Origin of the sequence: Curtobacterium sp. VKM Ac-2861 (assembly GCF_013204965.1) — a bacterium.
Classification (GTDB): Bacteria; Actinomycetota; Actinomycetes; order Actinomycetales; family Microbacteriaceae; genus Curtobacterium.
The window spans coordinates 561,397-576,655 of sequence record NZ_JABMLA010000002.1 but is presented as its reverse complement, the minus strand read 5'-3'; the positions used below and the strand labels follow the sequence as shown (position 1 = coordinate 576,655).

The 15,259-nt window shown below is 69.8% G+C and carries 14 protein-coding genes; 5 read left to right on the top strand and 9 right to left on the bottom strand.

Annotated elements, in window-relative coordinates:
* Positions 1-536: 536 nt before the first annotated feature.
* From HQQ88_RS07655 to HQQ88_RS07635, 5 genes are read right to left on the bottom strand one after another with little or no spacing between them, the layout of a single operon-like run.
* Positions 537-1,397: an ABC transporter permease gene (locus HQQ88_RS07655; protein ID WP_123292901.1), complete on the bottom strand. Its 861-nt coding sequence runs from the start codon at positions 1,395-1,397 to the stop codon at positions 537-539.
* Positions 1,394-2,329 carry an ABC transporter permease gene (locus HQQ88_RS07650; protein ID WP_123339295.1) on the bottom strand — a complete coding sequence of 312 codons (936 nt, stop codon included), beginning with the start codon at positions 2,327-2,329 and terminating at the stop codon, positions 1,394-1,396. Before HQQ88_RS07650 ends, HQQ88_RS07655 begins: the two co-directional genes overlap by 4 nt.
* The gene (locus HQQ88_RS07645) at positions 2,326-3,546 is read right to left on the bottom strand and encodes a spermidine/putrescine ABC transporter substrate-binding protein (protein ID WP_216834276.1); all 1,221 of its coding nucleotides are present in this window, start codon (positions 3,544-3,546) and stop codon (positions 2,326-2,328) included. The genes HQQ88_RS07650 and HQQ88_RS07645 overlap by 4 nt, the downstream gene beginning before the upstream one ends.
* Positions 3,543-4,730, bottom strand: a complete 1,188-nt coding sequence (locus tag HQQ88_RS07640; protein WP_173169081.1) for an ABC transporter ATP-binding protein — start codon at positions 4,728-4,730, stop codon at positions 3,543-3,545. Before HQQ88_RS07640 ends, HQQ88_RS07645 begins: the two co-directional genes overlap by 4 nt.
* Before the next feature lie 31 nt (positions 4,731-4,761).
* Positions 4,762-6,216 (bottom strand): gamma-aminobutyraldehyde dehydrogenase, encoded by a 1,455-nt coding sequence (locus tag HQQ88_RS07635; RefSeq protein ID WP_173169080.1) that lies wholly within the window; start codon positions 6,214-6,216, stop codon positions 4,762-4,764.
* A gap of 145 nt (positions 6,217-6,361) precedes the next feature.
* On the opposite strand from HQQ88_RS07635, the gene HQQ88_RS07630 reads away from it, so the two are divergent.
* From HQQ88_RS07630 to HQQ88_RS07615, 4 genes are read left to right on the top strand one after another with little or no spacing between them, the layout of a single operon-like run.
* A complete protein-coding gene (locus HQQ88_RS07630) occupies positions 6,362-6,832 on the top strand; it encodes an Lrp/AsnC family transcriptional regulator (RefSeq protein WP_027466949.1) in 471 nt (156 codons plus the stop codon).
* On the top strand, positions 6,829-8,283 hold the full coding sequence (locus tag HQQ88_RS07625) for an aspartate aminotransferase family protein (RefSeq protein ID WP_173169079.1): 1,455 nt from the start codon (positions 6,829-6,831) through the stop codon (positions 8,281-8,283). The genes HQQ88_RS07630 and HQQ88_RS07625 overlap by 4 nt, the downstream gene beginning before the upstream one ends.
* A 2-nt stretch (positions 8,284-8,285) precedes the next feature.
* On the top strand, positions 8,286-9,650 hold the full coding sequence (locus HQQ88_RS07620) for an FAD-binding oxidoreductase (protein ID WP_173169078.1): 1,365 nt from the start codon (positions 8,286-8,288) through the stop codon (positions 9,648-9,650).
* Complete coding sequence (locus HQQ88_RS07615; protein ID WP_173169077.1) at positions 9,650-10,987, top strand: NAD(P)/FAD-dependent oxidoreductase; 1,338 nt, start codon at positions 9,650-9,652, stop codon at positions 10,985-10,987. Before HQQ88_RS07620 ends, HQQ88_RS07615 begins: the two co-directional genes overlap by 1 nt.
* A 4-nt stretch (positions 10,988-10,991) precedes the next feature.
* Here HQQ88_RS07615 and HQQ88_RS07610 read toward each other — a convergent pair whose 3' ends face one another.
* Both HQQ88_RS07610 and HQQ88_RS07605 read right to left on the bottom strand, forming a co-directional pair.
* Positions 10,992-12,458, bottom strand: coding sequence for an Abi family protein (locus HQQ88_RS07610; protein WP_173169076.1), 1,467 nt, complete (start codon positions 12,456-12,458; stop codon positions 10,992-10,994).
* Positions 12,459-12,593: 135 nt separating this feature from the next.
* On the bottom strand, positions 12,594-13,046 hold the full coding sequence (locus HQQ88_RS07605; protein ID WP_173169075.1) for a hypothetical protein: 453 nt from the start codon (positions 13,044-13,046) through the stop codon (positions 12,594-12,596).
* 159 nt (positions 13,047-13,205) lie between these two features.
* Here HQQ88_RS07605 and HQQ88_RS07600 point away from each other — a divergent pair, with 159 nt between their 5' ends.
* A complete protein-coding gene (locus tag HQQ88_RS07600; RefSeq protein ID WP_173169074.1) occupies positions 13,206-13,859 on the top strand; it encodes a DUF1345 domain-containing protein in 654 nt (217 codons plus the stop codon).
* A 6-nt stretch (positions 13,860-13,865) separates the two neighbouring features.
* Here HQQ88_RS07600 and HQQ88_RS07595 read toward each other — a convergent pair whose 3' ends face one another.
* Both HQQ88_RS07595 and HQQ88_RS07590 read right to left on the bottom strand, forming a co-directional pair.
* Positions 13,866-14,684, bottom strand: coding sequence for an SDR family oxidoreductase (locus HQQ88_RS07595; protein WP_173169073.1), 819 nt, complete (start codon positions 14,682-14,684; stop codon positions 13,866-13,868).
* 106 nt (positions 14,685-14,790) lie between these two features.
* Positions 14,791-15,231 (bottom strand): VOC family protein, encoded by a 441-nt coding sequence (locus HQQ88_RS07590; protein WP_173169072.1) that lies wholly within the window; start codon positions 15,229-15,231, stop codon positions 14,791-14,793.
* Positions 15,232-15,259 lie beyond the last annotated feature (28 nt).

The following is a 15,259-nucleotide window of genomic DNA, read 5'->3' as shown; positions in this document are numbered from 1 at the left end:
CCGGAAGGACTGAGACAAGGACGCCCCGCATCGGTTCCGACCGGTGCGGGGCGTTCTGACGCGTCCGCACCGTGCGCACCTCGTCGCCTCGTGCGAGGTTGCACACTCCGTGCGCCGCTACAAGCACGCACCAAGTGGTCAACCTCGCACCAGCCCGCGAAAGCCGCACCGTGCTGTGGACGCACACCACCCGCCGGACGGGAGGCACGGCGCCAGCCCGCCTCGCGCCTCCCGTCCGCACCTCTTCACTCCGTGCGAGGTTCCACGCACCGTGCCCGGTTACAAGCGCGCACCAAGCGGTCAACCCCGCACCAGTCCGCGGAAGCCGCACCGTGCTGTGGACGCACACCACCCGCCGGACGGGAGGCACCACGCCAGCCCGCCAGGCGCCTCCCGTCCGCACCGTGCGCACGTCGTCACCCCGTGCGAGGTTCCGTGCTCGGTGCGAGGCGCGCGGGCTCGCACGGAGTACGGAACCTCGCACCAGCCGACGCACCGCGCACCGTGCGGGCCGTGCGGGCCGTGCGGGCCGGCGCCTACCCGCGCGTGCGGGCCAGGCGCCGGTTCAGCGCACCGTTCAGCAGCGCCACGAGCAGCCCCACCGCGAACACGAGCGTCCCGAAGCACAGCACCTGCGGCGGCATCCCGGCCTTCGCGGCGCCGTAGACGAACAAGGGGAACGTGACCGCGGGCCCGGCGACGAACGAGGTGATGACGTAGTCGTCGATCGACATCGCGAGCGCGAGCAGCCCGGCCGCGAGCATGCCCGGCGCGAGCAACGGCAGCGTCACGAGCCGGAAGGCTTGGAACGGCGTCGCACCGAGGTCGCTCGCGGCCTCTTCGAGCACCCGCGACGTGCCGGAGATCCGAGCGCGGAGCACCACCACGACGTACGCGACGTCGAACGCCACGTGGGTGATGAGCACGGTCAGGAACCCGGTGCCGAGGCCCACCGACAAGAAGAACGACAGCGACGCCGAGCCGACCACGATCGAGGGCGCCGCGATGTCCGCGAACACGACGGCGTTCACGGCGCCGCGGCCGGGGAACCGGTACCGCTCGAGTGCCAGGGCCAGCGGCAGCCCGATCGCGACCGAGATGATCGCGGCCAGGAACGCGACGACGACCGAGGTGACGAACGCGGCTCCGAGCCCGGACACGTTGACCAGGTTCGCGTACCAGTACGTCGTGAAACCGTTCCACGCGAACGACAGCCGGTTCGTCGGGGCGTCGTTGAACGAGTACACGATCATGTAGACGATCGGGACGAGCGTGATCGCGATGGTGACCCAGTAGACGATCGCGAGCCAGGGCCCGCGACGGTTCACGCCGTGGCGGTGGACGACGGGCGACGAGGTGGTCGCGGTGGACGGACGAGACGGTGCGACGGCGGTCATACGAGGTCCTCGAGGTCGTCGGTGCCGGAGACGCGGGCGTAGATGAACAGGATGATGCCGAGCACGACCATGAGCACGGTCGACAGTGCCGCGGCGACGTTGTACTGCTGGTTGCCGGAGTAGGCGTCCTGGATCGCCTGGCCGATCGTGTAGGTGTTCGTGCCGCCGAGCAGCGCCGAGTTCACCGGGTCGCCGACGCTGTCGATGAACACGAGCAGGACGCCGGCGAAGATGCCCGAGCGGGACAGTGGCAGCGTGGTGTGCCAGAACGCCCGGAACTTGCCGGCGTACAGGTCGTTGGCGGCCTCGCCGAGTCGCGGGTCGATGCGTTCGAGTGCGGCGTAGATCGGCAGCACCATGAACGCCAGGTCGTTGTAGGCGTCGCCGAAGATCACCGCACCGCCGGTGCCGAGGATGTGGAAGTCCTTGCCGGCCAGGCCGATCGCCTGCAGGAAGGTGACGACCGGACCCTGCGACGCGAGCACGAACGCCCACATGTCGGTGCGGATGATGAACGACACCAGGAAGCTCACGAACACGAGCATGAGCAGTGGGTTCTTCCACCGCGGCGAGACCCGGAACGCGATGAAGTACGCCACCGGGTAGCCGACGATGATGGTCACGACCGTGGCGGCGGCGCCGTACCAGAGGGACCGGAGCAGGAACGTCAGGTAGGGCACCTGCGGGTCGATGAACAGGGAGCCGTAGATCCCCCAGTTCCACGTGAAGGTGTACCCGTCGTCCGGGTTGCCCGACATGAGCGAGACGATGAGCCCCGACACGAGCGGGATGACGAAGAACACGCAGAGGTACGCGGTCCCGACCAGCGCGAGCAGGAAGGGCGTGCTGCGACGGCGTCCCCGACGGACCGGCGCCGGACCAGCACCCGGTGTCGGTGCGGCCCCCGGGCCGGCGACCCCGACGGCGGTCACGACTGCACCACCGCGTTGAAGATGCCGTTCCACTCCGAGTACTCGTCGTAGTTCTCGAACACCCGGAACTCGTGCGACCGGTCCAGCACGTCGGAGTCCGGGAACACCAGCGGGCTGTCCGCCACCGTCGCGTCGTCGAGCTCGTCACGGACGTAGGCCTCGGCGCTGGGGACCGGGCAGACGTAGTTGACCCAGTCCTCGACGATGCCCGCGATCTTCGGCGTGTAGTAGAAGTCCATCCACTCGAGGGCGGCCACCGGGTTCGCTGCCTGCCGGGGGATCATGAGGTTGTCGTGCCACATCATCTGGCCCTCCTCCGGCGTGACGAACTTCAGGTCCTCGAACCCGGACTGCTGCGCCTGGAAGACGTCGCCGGACCAGGCCTGGGTGATCCAGGTGTCGCCGTTCTCGAGCTTGTTGATGTAGCTCTGGTCGTAGAAGCCGGTCACGCTCGGGCGCAGTTTCCGCAACCACGCCTGCGCTTTCCGCCAGTCCGCCGGGGTCGACGTCTCCGGGGCGATGCCGTTCGCGAGCAGTCCGAGGGAACCGAGCTCGGTGTTGTCGCTCATCAGCCCGACGCGGCCCGCGAACGCCGGGTCGAGCAGGTCCTGGAACGACGTGATCTCGCGGTCGATGTACTTCGGGTTGTAGGCGATCCCGGTGAAGCCGGTCTGCCAGACGACGGAGTGCTTGTTGCCGGGGTCGTACGTCGGGTCCTTCACCGAGTCACCCGCGTTCGCCGCGAAGTTCGGCAGCCGCGAGTGGTCGAGCTCGCACACGAAGCCGTTCTTGATCATCTGGGTCAGCTCGAACCCGTTGGTCATCACGACCAGGTCGTAGCCGGTGGCACCCTGCGCCCGCAGGATCGGCGAGACGGTCGCGTAGAACGTCGCGTTGTCCTGGATCACTGCCTGGTAGTCGACGCTGATGCCGGTGGCCTTCTGGAACAGCGCGAGCGACTCGGACTTGCCGTGGTCGGAGTCGATGTAGAGCGGCCAGTTCGCGAAGTTCAGCTGCTTCGTCGCCTTGGCGTCCTTCCAGAACGCGGTCCAGTCGACGGCGTTCTCGGCGCCGGAGGCGGCTGAGCCCTTGATGCTGCACCCGGTGAGCAGCGCCGCGAGCGCGGCGGCTCCTCCGCCGGCGAGCAGGCCGCGTCGGCTGACGCGTGCGGACGTCAGTCCGCGCAGCAGGTCCGGGCCGGATCCCCCGCCGGTCACGCGAGCGATCCTGCCGTGGCGGGTGCGGAATGGAGGCCCGTGGCGGCGTGGGTGGTGACGGCCGCGTCGGACGCGGGGTGCGCCTCCAGGCCGAAACCGTGGTCGACGCCCCACGTGAGCCAGACCTCGGTGCCGGTGGCGATCCGCGGTCCGCCCTTCGAGTTCTGCGCGAAGACGGAGACGCGTCCGGCTCCGGGGACGTCCACCAGGTACTGCGTGCTGACGCCGGAGAACGAGACGTCGACCACCCGGCCGGGGCCGAGGATGTTGCGGCCGGTTTCGGGGGTGGGCTCCGAGGTGCGGATCTTGAGCTTCTCGGGGCGGACCCCCACGACGACGCTGCCCGAGGTCCGGACGGCGCGGTCGGCCGGGACGGCGATGGTGCCCGCCGGGGTCGCGACCACGAGCAGCGGGCCGTCGGTGCCGCGGACCTCGCCCTCGAGCAGGTTCGACTGGCCGAGGAAGTTCGCGACGAACGCGGTGCGGGGCAGCTCGTACAGGTCCTGGGGGCTGCCCATCTGCTCGATCCGGCCGCCGTTCATGACGGCGACCGTGTCGGCCATCGTCATCGCTTCTTCCTGGTCGTGGGTGACGTGCAGGAAGGTGAGCCCGACCTCGGCCTGGATCGTCTTGAGTTCGAGCTGCATCTGGTGCCGGAGCTTCAGGTCCAGCGCGCCGAGGGGCTCGTCGAGCAGGAGCAGGGCCGGCCGGTTGACGATCGCGCGGGCCAGGGCGACGCGTTGCTGCATGCCGCCGGACAGGGAAGCGGGGCGCTTGTCGGCCGAGGCGTCGAGCTCGACCAGGTGCAGGGCCTCGCGCGCCTTCGTCATCGGGTCCGGGATCCGTCGCCGCTTCAGGCCGAACGCGACGTTGTCGAGCACGCTCATGTGCGGGAACAGCGCGTAGTTCTGGAACACCGTGTTGACGGGCCGCTGGTAGGGCTTCGTGTCGGTGACGTCCTCGCCGCCGATCGTGATGGTGCCGCTCGTGGGCTCCTCGAGCCCGGCGACGAGCCGCAACGTCGTGGTCTTGCCGCAGCCCGAGGGGCCGAGCAGGGCGAAGAACGAGCCGGCCGGCACCGTCAGGTCCAGCGCGTCGACCGCGGTGTGGCCGGGGAACGACTTGGTGATCTGCTCGAGTCGGAGATCAGCTCCGGATTCGGCGAACGTGCCGGTCATTGCCATGGTGCCTCCTGCTGCTTCGGAAGGATCGGGGTCAGCCGATGTAGGACATGACGTGCTTGATGCGGGTGTAGTCGTCGAACCCGTACTGGGACAGGTCCTTGCCGTAGCCGGAGTGCTTGAAGCCGCCGTGCGGCATCTCGGCGACGATCGGGATGTGGGTGTTGATCCACACGCACCCGAAGTCCAGGTCACGGGCGAAGCGCATCGCCCGCGAGTGGTCGGTCGTCCACACCGAGCTCGCGAGCCCGTACTCGACGTCGTTCGCGGCGCGCAGTGCGTCGTCCTCGGTCGTGAAGCGCTGCACGGTCTGCACGGGGCCGAAGACCTCCTGCTGCACGATGCGGTCGGTCTGGCGGAGGCCGGACACGATCGTGGCCTGGTGGAAGTAGCCGACGTCGCCCTGCCGCCCGCCGCCGAGCTCGATCGTGGCGTGGTCGGGGAGGGTGTCGACGAAGGACCGGACCTGGGCGAGCTGGTTCGCGTTGTTCACCGGGCCGAAGTACGGGGTGGCCGTGTCGGCGCCGGTGGTCGCGGTCGCACGTGCTTCCTCGGCGAGCGCCGCCACGAACTCGTCGTGGATGCCGTCCTGCACGAGCACCCGGGTGGCGGCGGTGCAGTCCTGCCCGGCGTTGAAGAACCCCGCGGCGACGATGCCGGCGACGGCGGACGGGATGTCGGCGTCGTCGAACACGATCACCGGGGCCTTGCCGCCGAGCTCGAGGTGGGTGCGCTTCAGGTCGCCAGCGGCGGCGCGGGCGACCTCTATGCCGGCGCGGACGGACCCGGTGATGGACACGAGCTGCGGGGTGGGGTGGTCGATCATCGCGGCGCCGGTGGTGCGGTCGCCGACGACGACGTTGAGCACGCCGGGCGGCAGGAACTCGGCGGCGACCTCGGCGAGCAGCAGGGTGGAGAGCGGGGTGGTGTCGCTCGGCTTGAGCACGGTGGTGTTCCCCGCGGCGAGCGCCGGGGCGAACTTCCACACCGCCATGTTGAGCGGGTAGTTCCACGGGGTGACCTGGGCGACGACGCCGATGGGCTCGCGCCGGACGAACGAGGTGTGGTCGGCCATGTACTCGCCGGCGCTGCGGCCCTCGAGGTTGCGGGCGGCTCCGGCGAAGAAGCGGATCTGGTCGACGGACAGCAGGATCTCGTCCTCGACCAGGGTGGCCCGTGGCTTGCCGGTGTCGAGGGACTCGAGGTCGGCGAACTCCGATGCCCGCTGCTCCATGGCGTCCGCGATCCGGAACAGCGCGAGCTGTCGTTCGCCGGGGGTCGTGCGGCGCCAGGTCGCGAAGGCGGTGCTCGCGCTCGTGAACGCGGCGTCGACGTCGGCAGCCGTGGACACGGGGGACGTGCCGTAGACCTGCTCGGTGGTGGGGTCGACCAGGTCGAACCGGGTGTCCGCGCCCGACTCGACGAACGACCCACCGACGAAGTTGCGCACCTCGTGCGTCGTGGTCACCGTTTCCGTCGTGTCCAGCATGGCGGTGATCCTGACACGGATTCCGGCGGCGCGGAAGACGGATTCGGAGGTTGTGGAGAACCGTAACAACGGAAATCGTCGCGAAACACGGTGTTCACAACGGAATCCCTTGCGCGACCCGGGCCTCGCTGCCATGCTGTCCGGCATGGCGGCAGCACCACGACGTCCGGGACCGATCGACGACACCTCGAAGCGGATCATCGAACAACTCCAGGCGGACGGCCGCCGTCCGTACGGCGAGATCGGCAAGGCCGTCGGTCTCAGCGAGGCGGCGGTCCGGCAACGAGTCCAGAAGCTCACCGAGACCGGCGTCATGCAGATCGTCGCGGTCACCGACCCGATGCAGCTCGGCTTCCACCGGCAGGCGATGATCGGCATCCGGGTCAGCGGCGACACCCGAACCGTCGCCGATGCCCTCGAACAGCTGCCGGCGGTCGACTACCTCGTCATGACCGCCGGCAGCTTCGACCTGATGGTCGAGGTCGTCTGCGAGGACGACGACGACCTGATCGAACTGCTCAACGGCACGATCCGGGCCATCCCGGGCGTCGCCGGCACCGAGACCTTCGTCTACCTGCAACTCCGCAAACAGCTCTACGACTGGGGAACGCGATGACCATCTCCGAAACGACCAGCGGCCAGGCCACCGGCCGGTCCACCCGCCTCGGGTCCTACGACCCGTTCGCCCCGGTCGACGACGCCGACCTGCAGCGGAAGTCCCGGGACCACCTGTGGATGCACTTCGCCCGGCACGGTGCGAACCAGGCCGGTGCCGACGTGCCGATCATGGTGCGCGGCGAGGGCCACCACGTCTACGACAGCCACGGCAAGGGCTACATCGACGGGCTCTCCGGCCTGTTCGTCGTCGCCGCCGGCCACGGTCGGAAGCGCCTGGCCGAGATGGCCGCGAAGCAGGCGGAGACGCTGAGCTTCTTCCCGATCTGGTCCTACGCGCACCCGGCGGCCATCGAGCTCGCCGACCGCCTGGCCGAGCACGCACCCGGTGACCTCAACAAGGTCTTCTACTCGACCGGTGGCGGCGAAGCGGTGGAGACCGCCTTCAAGCTCGCGAAGTACTACTGGAAGCTCCAGGGCAAGCCCATGAAGCACAAGGTCATCTCGCGCGCGGTGGCCTACCACGGCACCCCGCAGGGTGCCCTGGCGATCACCGGCATCCCGGCGATGAAGCAGATGTTCGAGCCCCTGACGCCCGGTGGCTTCCGGGTGCCGAACACGAACTACTACCGCGCCGAGGAGATGGGCTTCCCGGGCGGCACCGAGGAGCAGTTCGGCTTCTGGGCGGCCGAGCGCATCCGCGAGATGATCGAGTTCGAGGGCCCCGACACCGTCGCGGCGGTGTTCCTCGAACCGGTGCAGAACTCCGGCGGCTGCTTCACCCCGCCGCCCGGGTACTTCCAGCGGGTGCGCGAGATCTGCGACGAGTACGACGTCCTGCTCGTCTCCGACGAGGTGATCTGCGCCTTCGGCCGGATCGGCACCATGTTCGCCTGCGACACCTACGACTTCGTGCCGGACATGATCACGTGCGCGAAGGCGATGACCTCGGGCTACTCCCCCATCGGCGCGACCATCATCAGCGACAAGCTCTTCGAGCCGTTCTCCAAGGGCGACACGACCTTCTACCACGGGTACACGTTCGGCGGGCACCCGGTGTCGGCCGCCGTCGCGATGGAGAACCTCGACATCTTCGAGGAAGAGGGCCTGCTCGCGAACGTGCGGCAGAACGCCCCGCTGTTCAAGGCCGAGCTCGACACCCTGAAGGACCTGCCGATCGTCGGGGACGTCCGCGGTGACGGCTACTTCTACGGCATCGAGCTCGTCAAGGACAAGGCCACCAAGACGACCTTCGACGACGACGAGTCCGAGCGGCTGCTGCGCGGGTTCCTGTCGAAGGCGCTGTTCGACGCCGGCCTGTACTGCCGGGCCGACGACCGTGGCGACCCGGTCGTGCAGCTCGCCCCGCCGCTGACCATCGGGCAGCCGGAGTTCCGCGAGATCACCTCGATCCTGCGGAGCGTCCTGTCCGAGGCCTCGTCGAAGATCTGATCGTGAGCGGCTACCGGGGCGTCTCGTTCTGGCTCGACCAGCTCGCGTCCACCGGACGCGACGACCTGGCGCCCCGGCCGCCGCTCGACGGCGACACGACCGCGGACGTCGCGATCGTCGGCGGTGGACTGACGGGTCTCTGGACCGCCTGGTACCTGCACCAGGCCGACCCGGGCCTCCAGATCGTCGTCCTGGAACGCGAGATCGCCGGGTTCGGCGCCTCCGGTCGCAACGGGGGCTGGTGCTCGGCGCTGTTCCCGCGATCCGCTGAGTCCGTCGCGCGCGAGCACGGCCGCGACGCCGCCCTCGCACTGCGCGCAGCGATGCGCGACACCGTTGACGAGGTCGGCCGCGCAGCGGCCGAAGCCGGGGTCGACTGCGACTACGTGAAGGGCGGCACCGTCCTCTACGCACGGTCCGCCGTGCAGGAACGCGCGGCGCACGACGAGGTCGCCTCGTCGGCCGAGTGGGGCGACGCCATGACCTGGCGCGCGGCCCGGCCCGGCGACGCCGCCGGATCGGCGGGGGTCGCGTGGACCCCGGACTGTGCGCGCGTGCAGCCCGCCGCACTGGTGCGTGGCCTGGCGGCCGCCCTGGAGGCCCGGGGCGTCCGGATCGCGGAGCACACGCCCGCCTCGTCGTGGGACCACGGGCGTGTGGTCACGTCGCGTGGGACCGTCACGGCCGGCGCGGTCGTCATCGCGGTCGAGGGGTACGGCGCACAGCTCGAACAGACGAAGCGGCGGATCCTGCCGCTCTACTCGCTCATGATCGCGACCGCTCCGCTGCCCGCGGCGGTGTGGGACCGCATCGGCCTGGAGCACGGGCAGACGTTCTCCGACTACCGGCACCTGCTCGTGTACGGGCAGCGCACGGCGGACGACCGACTGGCGTTCGGCGGACGCGGAGCCCGCTACCACTGGGGGTCCGCGATCACCCCCGGCTACGACCGGGTGCCACGCGTCTTCGAGCACCTGCGGAAGTCCCTGGTGGAGTTGTTCCCAGCCGTCACCGACGCCCCGATCACCCACACGTGGGGCGGCCCGCTCGGGGTGCCGCGCGACTGGTGCGCGTCCGTCACCTGGGACGGGCACGTCGGCACCGCCAGCGGCTACGTCGGTGACGGACTCTCCACGACGAACCTGGCCGGGCGGACGCTCGCCGACCTCGTGCGCGGGGTCGCGTCGCCGCTCACCGCGCTGCCGTGGGTGAACCACCGCTCGCCCGACTGGGAGCCCGAGCCGCTCCGGTTCCTCGGGGCGAACGCCGGACTCGTGGCGACCGACCTGGCCGACCGCGAAGAAGCCCTGACCGGACGGCCGAGCCTGGCGGCGCGGCTGATGGCACCCCTGACCGGAGGCCACTGATGGCTGCACTCGATGCCGACGTCGCCGTGGTGGGGGCCGGGGTCGCCGGGCTCGCCGCTGCCCGGGCGCTCGCACTCGACGGCCAGCGGGTGGTCGTGCTCGAGGCCCGCGACCGGATCGGCGGCCGCACCTGGACCGACACCGCGCTCGGCGTGCCCGTCGACCTCGGCGCCTCGTGGATCCACGGTGTCGACGGCAACCCGCTCTGGGCCCTGGCTCCCCGCTTCGGCATCGAGACCGTCGAGTTCACCGTCGGGAGCTTCCAGTTCGACGGCCGGCCGATCGCGTGGCACGGCCCCTCCGGCGCACCGCTGTCCGAGGCCTCGGCCTCGGCGTTCGTCGCGGACCTGCACACCGTCGACGCCGCCCTGGACACCGTCGTCGCACACGCTCCACCGCCCTCGACGTACGCGGCCGCCGTCGACACCGTGCTGCGGTCCCTGCAGTGGCAGGGCGACCGGGCCGCGCGGGTCCGCGAGTACATGGCGCACCGCTCCGAGGACCTCTGCGGCGCACCCGTGACCGTCCTCGACGCCCGCGGCCTCGAAGAGGAACACGTCCCCGGCGACGAGGTGGTGTTCCCCGGCGGCTACGCGCAGTACGCAACCGCCCTGGCCGAGGGGCTCGACGTCCGGCTGTCCGCGGTCGTGCGGTCGGTGACGCAGTCCGCGACGGGTGTCGTGGTCGGACTCGCGGACGGTTCGTCGGTGACGGCGAACGACGTCGTCGTGACCGTCCCGCTCGGGGTGCTGCAGGCCGGCGACGTGACGTTCGACCCGCCGCTCGCCGAGACGGTCACCGGTGCGATGCGCCGGCTCGGGATGGGCGTCTACGACAAGGTGTTCCTGCGGTTCCCGGAGCGGTTCTGGGGCGAGTCGTGGGTGATCCGCCAGCAGGGGTCGGCCGGTGTCGACTGGCACTCCTGGTACGACATGTCCCGCGTGACCGGAGTGCCCGTGCTGGCCGCCCTGGTCGGTGGGACCGGGGCCCGGCGCCTCGAGACCCTGCCGGACGCGATGATCGTGGAAGAGGGCATCGGCGGCCTGCGGCGGATGTTCGGCCCGTCGGTCCCCGAACCCGAGGCGTTCCGGATCACCCGGTGGGCCGACGACCCGTTCGCACGCGGCTCGTACTCGTACCTGCACGTCGGGGCATCACCGGACGACCACGACCTGCTCGGGGCGCCGTCCGGCCGGGTGCAGCTGGCCGGCGAGGCCACGTGGGGCGACGACCCGGCGACCGTGCACGGCGCGCTGCTGTCCGGACTGCGGGCGGCCGGGCGGTTGCTCGGCTCCGAGGTCGACCCGCTCGTGCTCGCGACGCCCGTCAGGGGCTGATCTGTCAGCCGAGGAGGTCAGTCTCCGGCAGCGGGGGCAGCAACGAGTCGAGCAGCGCGTTCGTCAACGACCCGGCTTCCAGCGCACGGCGTGGGGAGTCGGAGCCGAGCACAGCCTGCTGCACGTTCCACCACTGCAGGGCATCCCACCGCTGCTGCTCTGTCCCGTCGCCACCCTGCAACAGGCGGCGGTTGGCGTTGATGACGACGGGGAAGAGGTCACCAGTCTCGTCGTTGAACTGGAATGCGGGGTACCGGTGCGCCTGCGCGCCCGGCACTGCGAGTACGGCACCCTGCTTCCGGTAGTAGCCGAGCCGGCTCCGCTGCTTCGATTGAGACTCCTTGTGCCAGAGCCGAGCTGCCGCATCGACTGGGTACAGCAAGTCGATCCCTCGCAGAGCTTCTGCCCGCTCGAGGAGGACGCGGTCTCTCGCGTAGTCGGGCTGCCACACTCGTTCGGCTTCCCACCCCTCCGGGAATCCCATTCCACGCAACTTCTCGGCGCTGTCACCGGCGAACGACTCGATCAGGTCACGGAGCCCATCGCGTGTCTCGTTCGAGCCGTCGATGCGCACGAGGAAGTACGCGAGGACGACGAGTGTGCCGTAGACACGGCTCGACGGACGCGAGACCGGCGTCGTCCCGCTGATCTCGTCTGCCTGCTCTCGGAGGTGAGCCAGCTCAGGAGCGCCCTCAGGCACGGCGAGGGGAGCGGTCAGGTTCCGGTTCCACAACCGGGCATGGTGCGCCGCGGTGTTGCGGACCTGTCGCAGGTGCTCGAGCCAGTTGCTCAGGGCAGCTGCGTCCCCGTTGCCGTCGGGGAGGTACAGGTCGAAGTCGATTGCGATCTGTTGTCGGTGCCGCTGGCTCATACCGCCGAACAGCCTGTTGAGCGTGCCGAAGGACATGACCTCCGTTGCCGCCCAAACCGGCAACGGTCTCCCGTAGGTAGCCTCGAAGTGCGGCATGAAAGTCTCGTTCGAAAGCTCCTCGGCGCGAGCCTGCTTCCGAAGCCACGACTGGTGGTCGCTTTCAATGTGATCGCAGGCGCTCGTACAGTTCGGCCCGCTGCAACTGCGATTCCTCGATCGAGTCCAATCTGAACTCAACGCTGACGGATCGGTATGGGTGAACGGTCCCGTTCGTCCCAGGAGGTGCCCGATCCGAAATCGGAGAGCGACCTCGACCCGTGACAGCGCGAGGAGAACCGCGGCTCGCAGCGCTTCATCGAACCGATAGCTCGCGATGACGTCGGCCAGACTCGAGCCTGCAACGAAGTCGGACGGGCGCGCCTCACCCTCCGCGCTTGCAGGAACGCGAAAGGGATACCAGTAGCCGGAGAGTCGGTAGTACCCGATCGACGCCAGGGCGTTGAGCGCGGTCGTCTTGTCTCCGATCTGAAGACCGCGTCGCTCGATGAGCTCCAGCTGGTCCTCGACGGACAGGAACGGCTTCGCGTAGGTGCTCGTCACACCGTCATCGTAAAGAAAACTGGCCGCCTCCCCTTGTCGGGAATGACGGCCAGTCGTGATGCCGCAACGATACCCCGACGGCCCGCCAATGTCACCCCCTCAGGCGACGTCGTGCTGCACCGCGGTGGGAACCCTTCAGTCGAACGCGGGGGTGTCGACCGAGCACGTCACGGGCTCACCCGCGGCAGCGGTCTCCGTGGCGATCTCGCGCTTGCCGTCGAGCAGGATCCGGCAGGTCGCCGTCGCGCCCCGCGCCGGGGTCGCCCGGACCGAGGCGCGCTGCTCGGCGAGGACGATCGACTCGTGCTCCCAGGTGCCCGCCTCCTGCGTGCCCGTCTTCTGGGTGCCCGTTTCCTGCATGCCGAGTCGGTGCACCTCCGGGGCGTCGCCGCGCTGCTCGGCACCCTCGACGCGGACGTCGGTCAGATCCGACCCGGCCGGCCCGTCGACCTGCACCTGGTACGTGACCGCCCAGGCGTCGCCGGTCTGCTGCTGGATGAAGGAGCAGCCGGTCGCGGTGAGGGCCAGGCCCCCGGCGAGGACGGCTGCTGCCACGAGACGGACGGGGCGGTGGATGCGTTCGGTCATGGCTCCAGCCTCGACCGGTGGCGATCCGGTGTCGTCCGCCGCTCGGTTCGCCGTCGTGCACCTCTGGGGCGACCCCGCGTCCGTCGAGCGGTGGACACGACGGACCGACGCGCCGCCACGGGTCACCTCCGCGCCCGGCCGGTGCGCGACACTCACACCGTGACCCCGACCAGGACCCGCCACCGCCACGAACACCGCGCGCCGGTGGCGATCGCCGTCCTGGTGAACCTCGGGCTCAGCCTGTTCCTGCCGAGCGAGGTGCTGTTCTTCCCGTCGTGGGTGGTCCCGGTGCTCGGCGTCCTGCTGCTGATCCCGCTCGTCGTCTTCAACCCGCGACGCCTGACCCGCGAGACGACCTGGTCGCGGTGGGTGTCCTTCTCGTTGGCGATCCTGCTCACCGTCGCGAACCAGCTGACCGTGGTCCGGACGATCGAGGTGCTCCTCGGTGGCCAGGCTGACGGCGGTGCCGTGCTGCTCACCGCCCTGCAGGTGTGGGTGAGCACGATCATCGCCTTCGGGCTCGTGTACTGGGAGCTCGACCGGGGCGGGCCGGTGGCTCGTCGTCGTCCCGAGCTGTGGGCGAGTGACGAGGCCGACTTCCAGTTCCCCCAGGAGACCGACCCGAAGACCGCCGCGTGGCGTCCGGTCTACCTCGACTACCTCTACGTCGCGATGACGAACATGGTGGCGTTCAGCCCGACCGACACCATGCCGATGACCGTGCGCGCGAAGATGATCATGGCCTACCAGGCACTCGGCGGGTTCATCCTGCTGGCCCTGGTCATCTCGCGTGCGGTCAACATCATCAGCTGAGGTCGCTCAGGAGCCGTGTGCCTCCTCCGACACCGGCTGCCACTCGCGCCAGGTCGCCAGGCGGGACTCGTAGTCCTTCTCGGCGATGCCGAGCGGTGCCTTGCCGAAGAAGACGCGCAGGGGCGGCTGCTCGGCGTCGACGACCTTCAGGATCGCCGAGCGGGTCGCCTCGGGCTTGCCGGGGTCGGCGGCCGACGGGCGCTTCGACGCGGCCTCGCGGACGTCGGCGTAGGCGGCGATCTCGTCGCTCTTCTTCGACGACGGTCCGGACCAGTCGGTCGAGAAGCCGCCCGGCTCGATGAGCGTCACGTGGATGCCGAAGCCGGCGACCTCCTGCGACAGGGACTGCGACAGCCCCTCGAGCGCCCACTTCGATGCGTGGTAGGCGCCGACCGTCGGGAACGCGCTGATCCCGCCGATGCTCGACACCTGGATGACGTGCCCGGAGCCCTGCTCCCGCATGATCGGCAGCGCGGCCTGGGTCACCCAAAGCGCTCCGAACAGGTTCGTCTCGAGCTGGGCGCGGACCTCGTCCTCGGTGAGTTCCTCGACCATGCCGAAGTGGCCGTAGCCGGCGTTGTTCACGACGACGTCGAGCGAGCCGAAGCGCTCCGCCGCACGCTGCACGGCCGCGAAGTCCGCGGCACGGTCGGTCACGTCGAGCTGCAGTCCGAGGAACGTGTCCGGGTACTGGTCGACGAGTGCTTGCACGTCGTCGGTGTCGCGGGCCGTGCCGGCTACGGAGTCTCCACGTTCGAGGGCGGCTTCCGCCCACTCGCGGCCGAAGCCCTTCGACGCTCCGGTGATGAACCAGGTCTTGCTCATGCTGTCTCCTCCTGAGATCTGACGCGATCAGGCAACGCTCCCCGCTTCCGTGGCACCTGGAGGTCCGGGTGACGGACGCGGCAAGCGGACACCAGCGGACCGCGACTCAGGGTCGAGGTGCCGCGAACTCCAGGTTGACGTCGTCGGGGTCCTGCACGGACAGGATCACCAGGCCGAACGGCGGCAGGTCGGTGACGTCGCCGTGCTCGATGCCGGCGGCGTCCAGCCGCTCGACGGCGGCGTGCAGGTCGTCGACGGACCCGACGCGGAACGACACGTGGTCGAGGCCGACTCGATCGGGATCGAACCGGTCCTCGGCGGGGGCGACCGGTCGCAGGCCGAGCGTCTGCCCGCCGAACGTGAACGAGCACCCGCCGTAGGTCCGCCACGGGTCGTCGTGGATCGTCGGGTCGTCGATCTGGTCGCTGAAGTCACTGCCGGGCGACATGCCGAACAGCTGCTCGTAGAAGGCCTTGCTGCGGCGGATGTCCGTGACCGTGAGGCGCATGTGCGAGAAGCCGAGCGGCGTGACGATGGGTTCGCTCATCACCCCACCCAACTCCACCTGGGTCTTG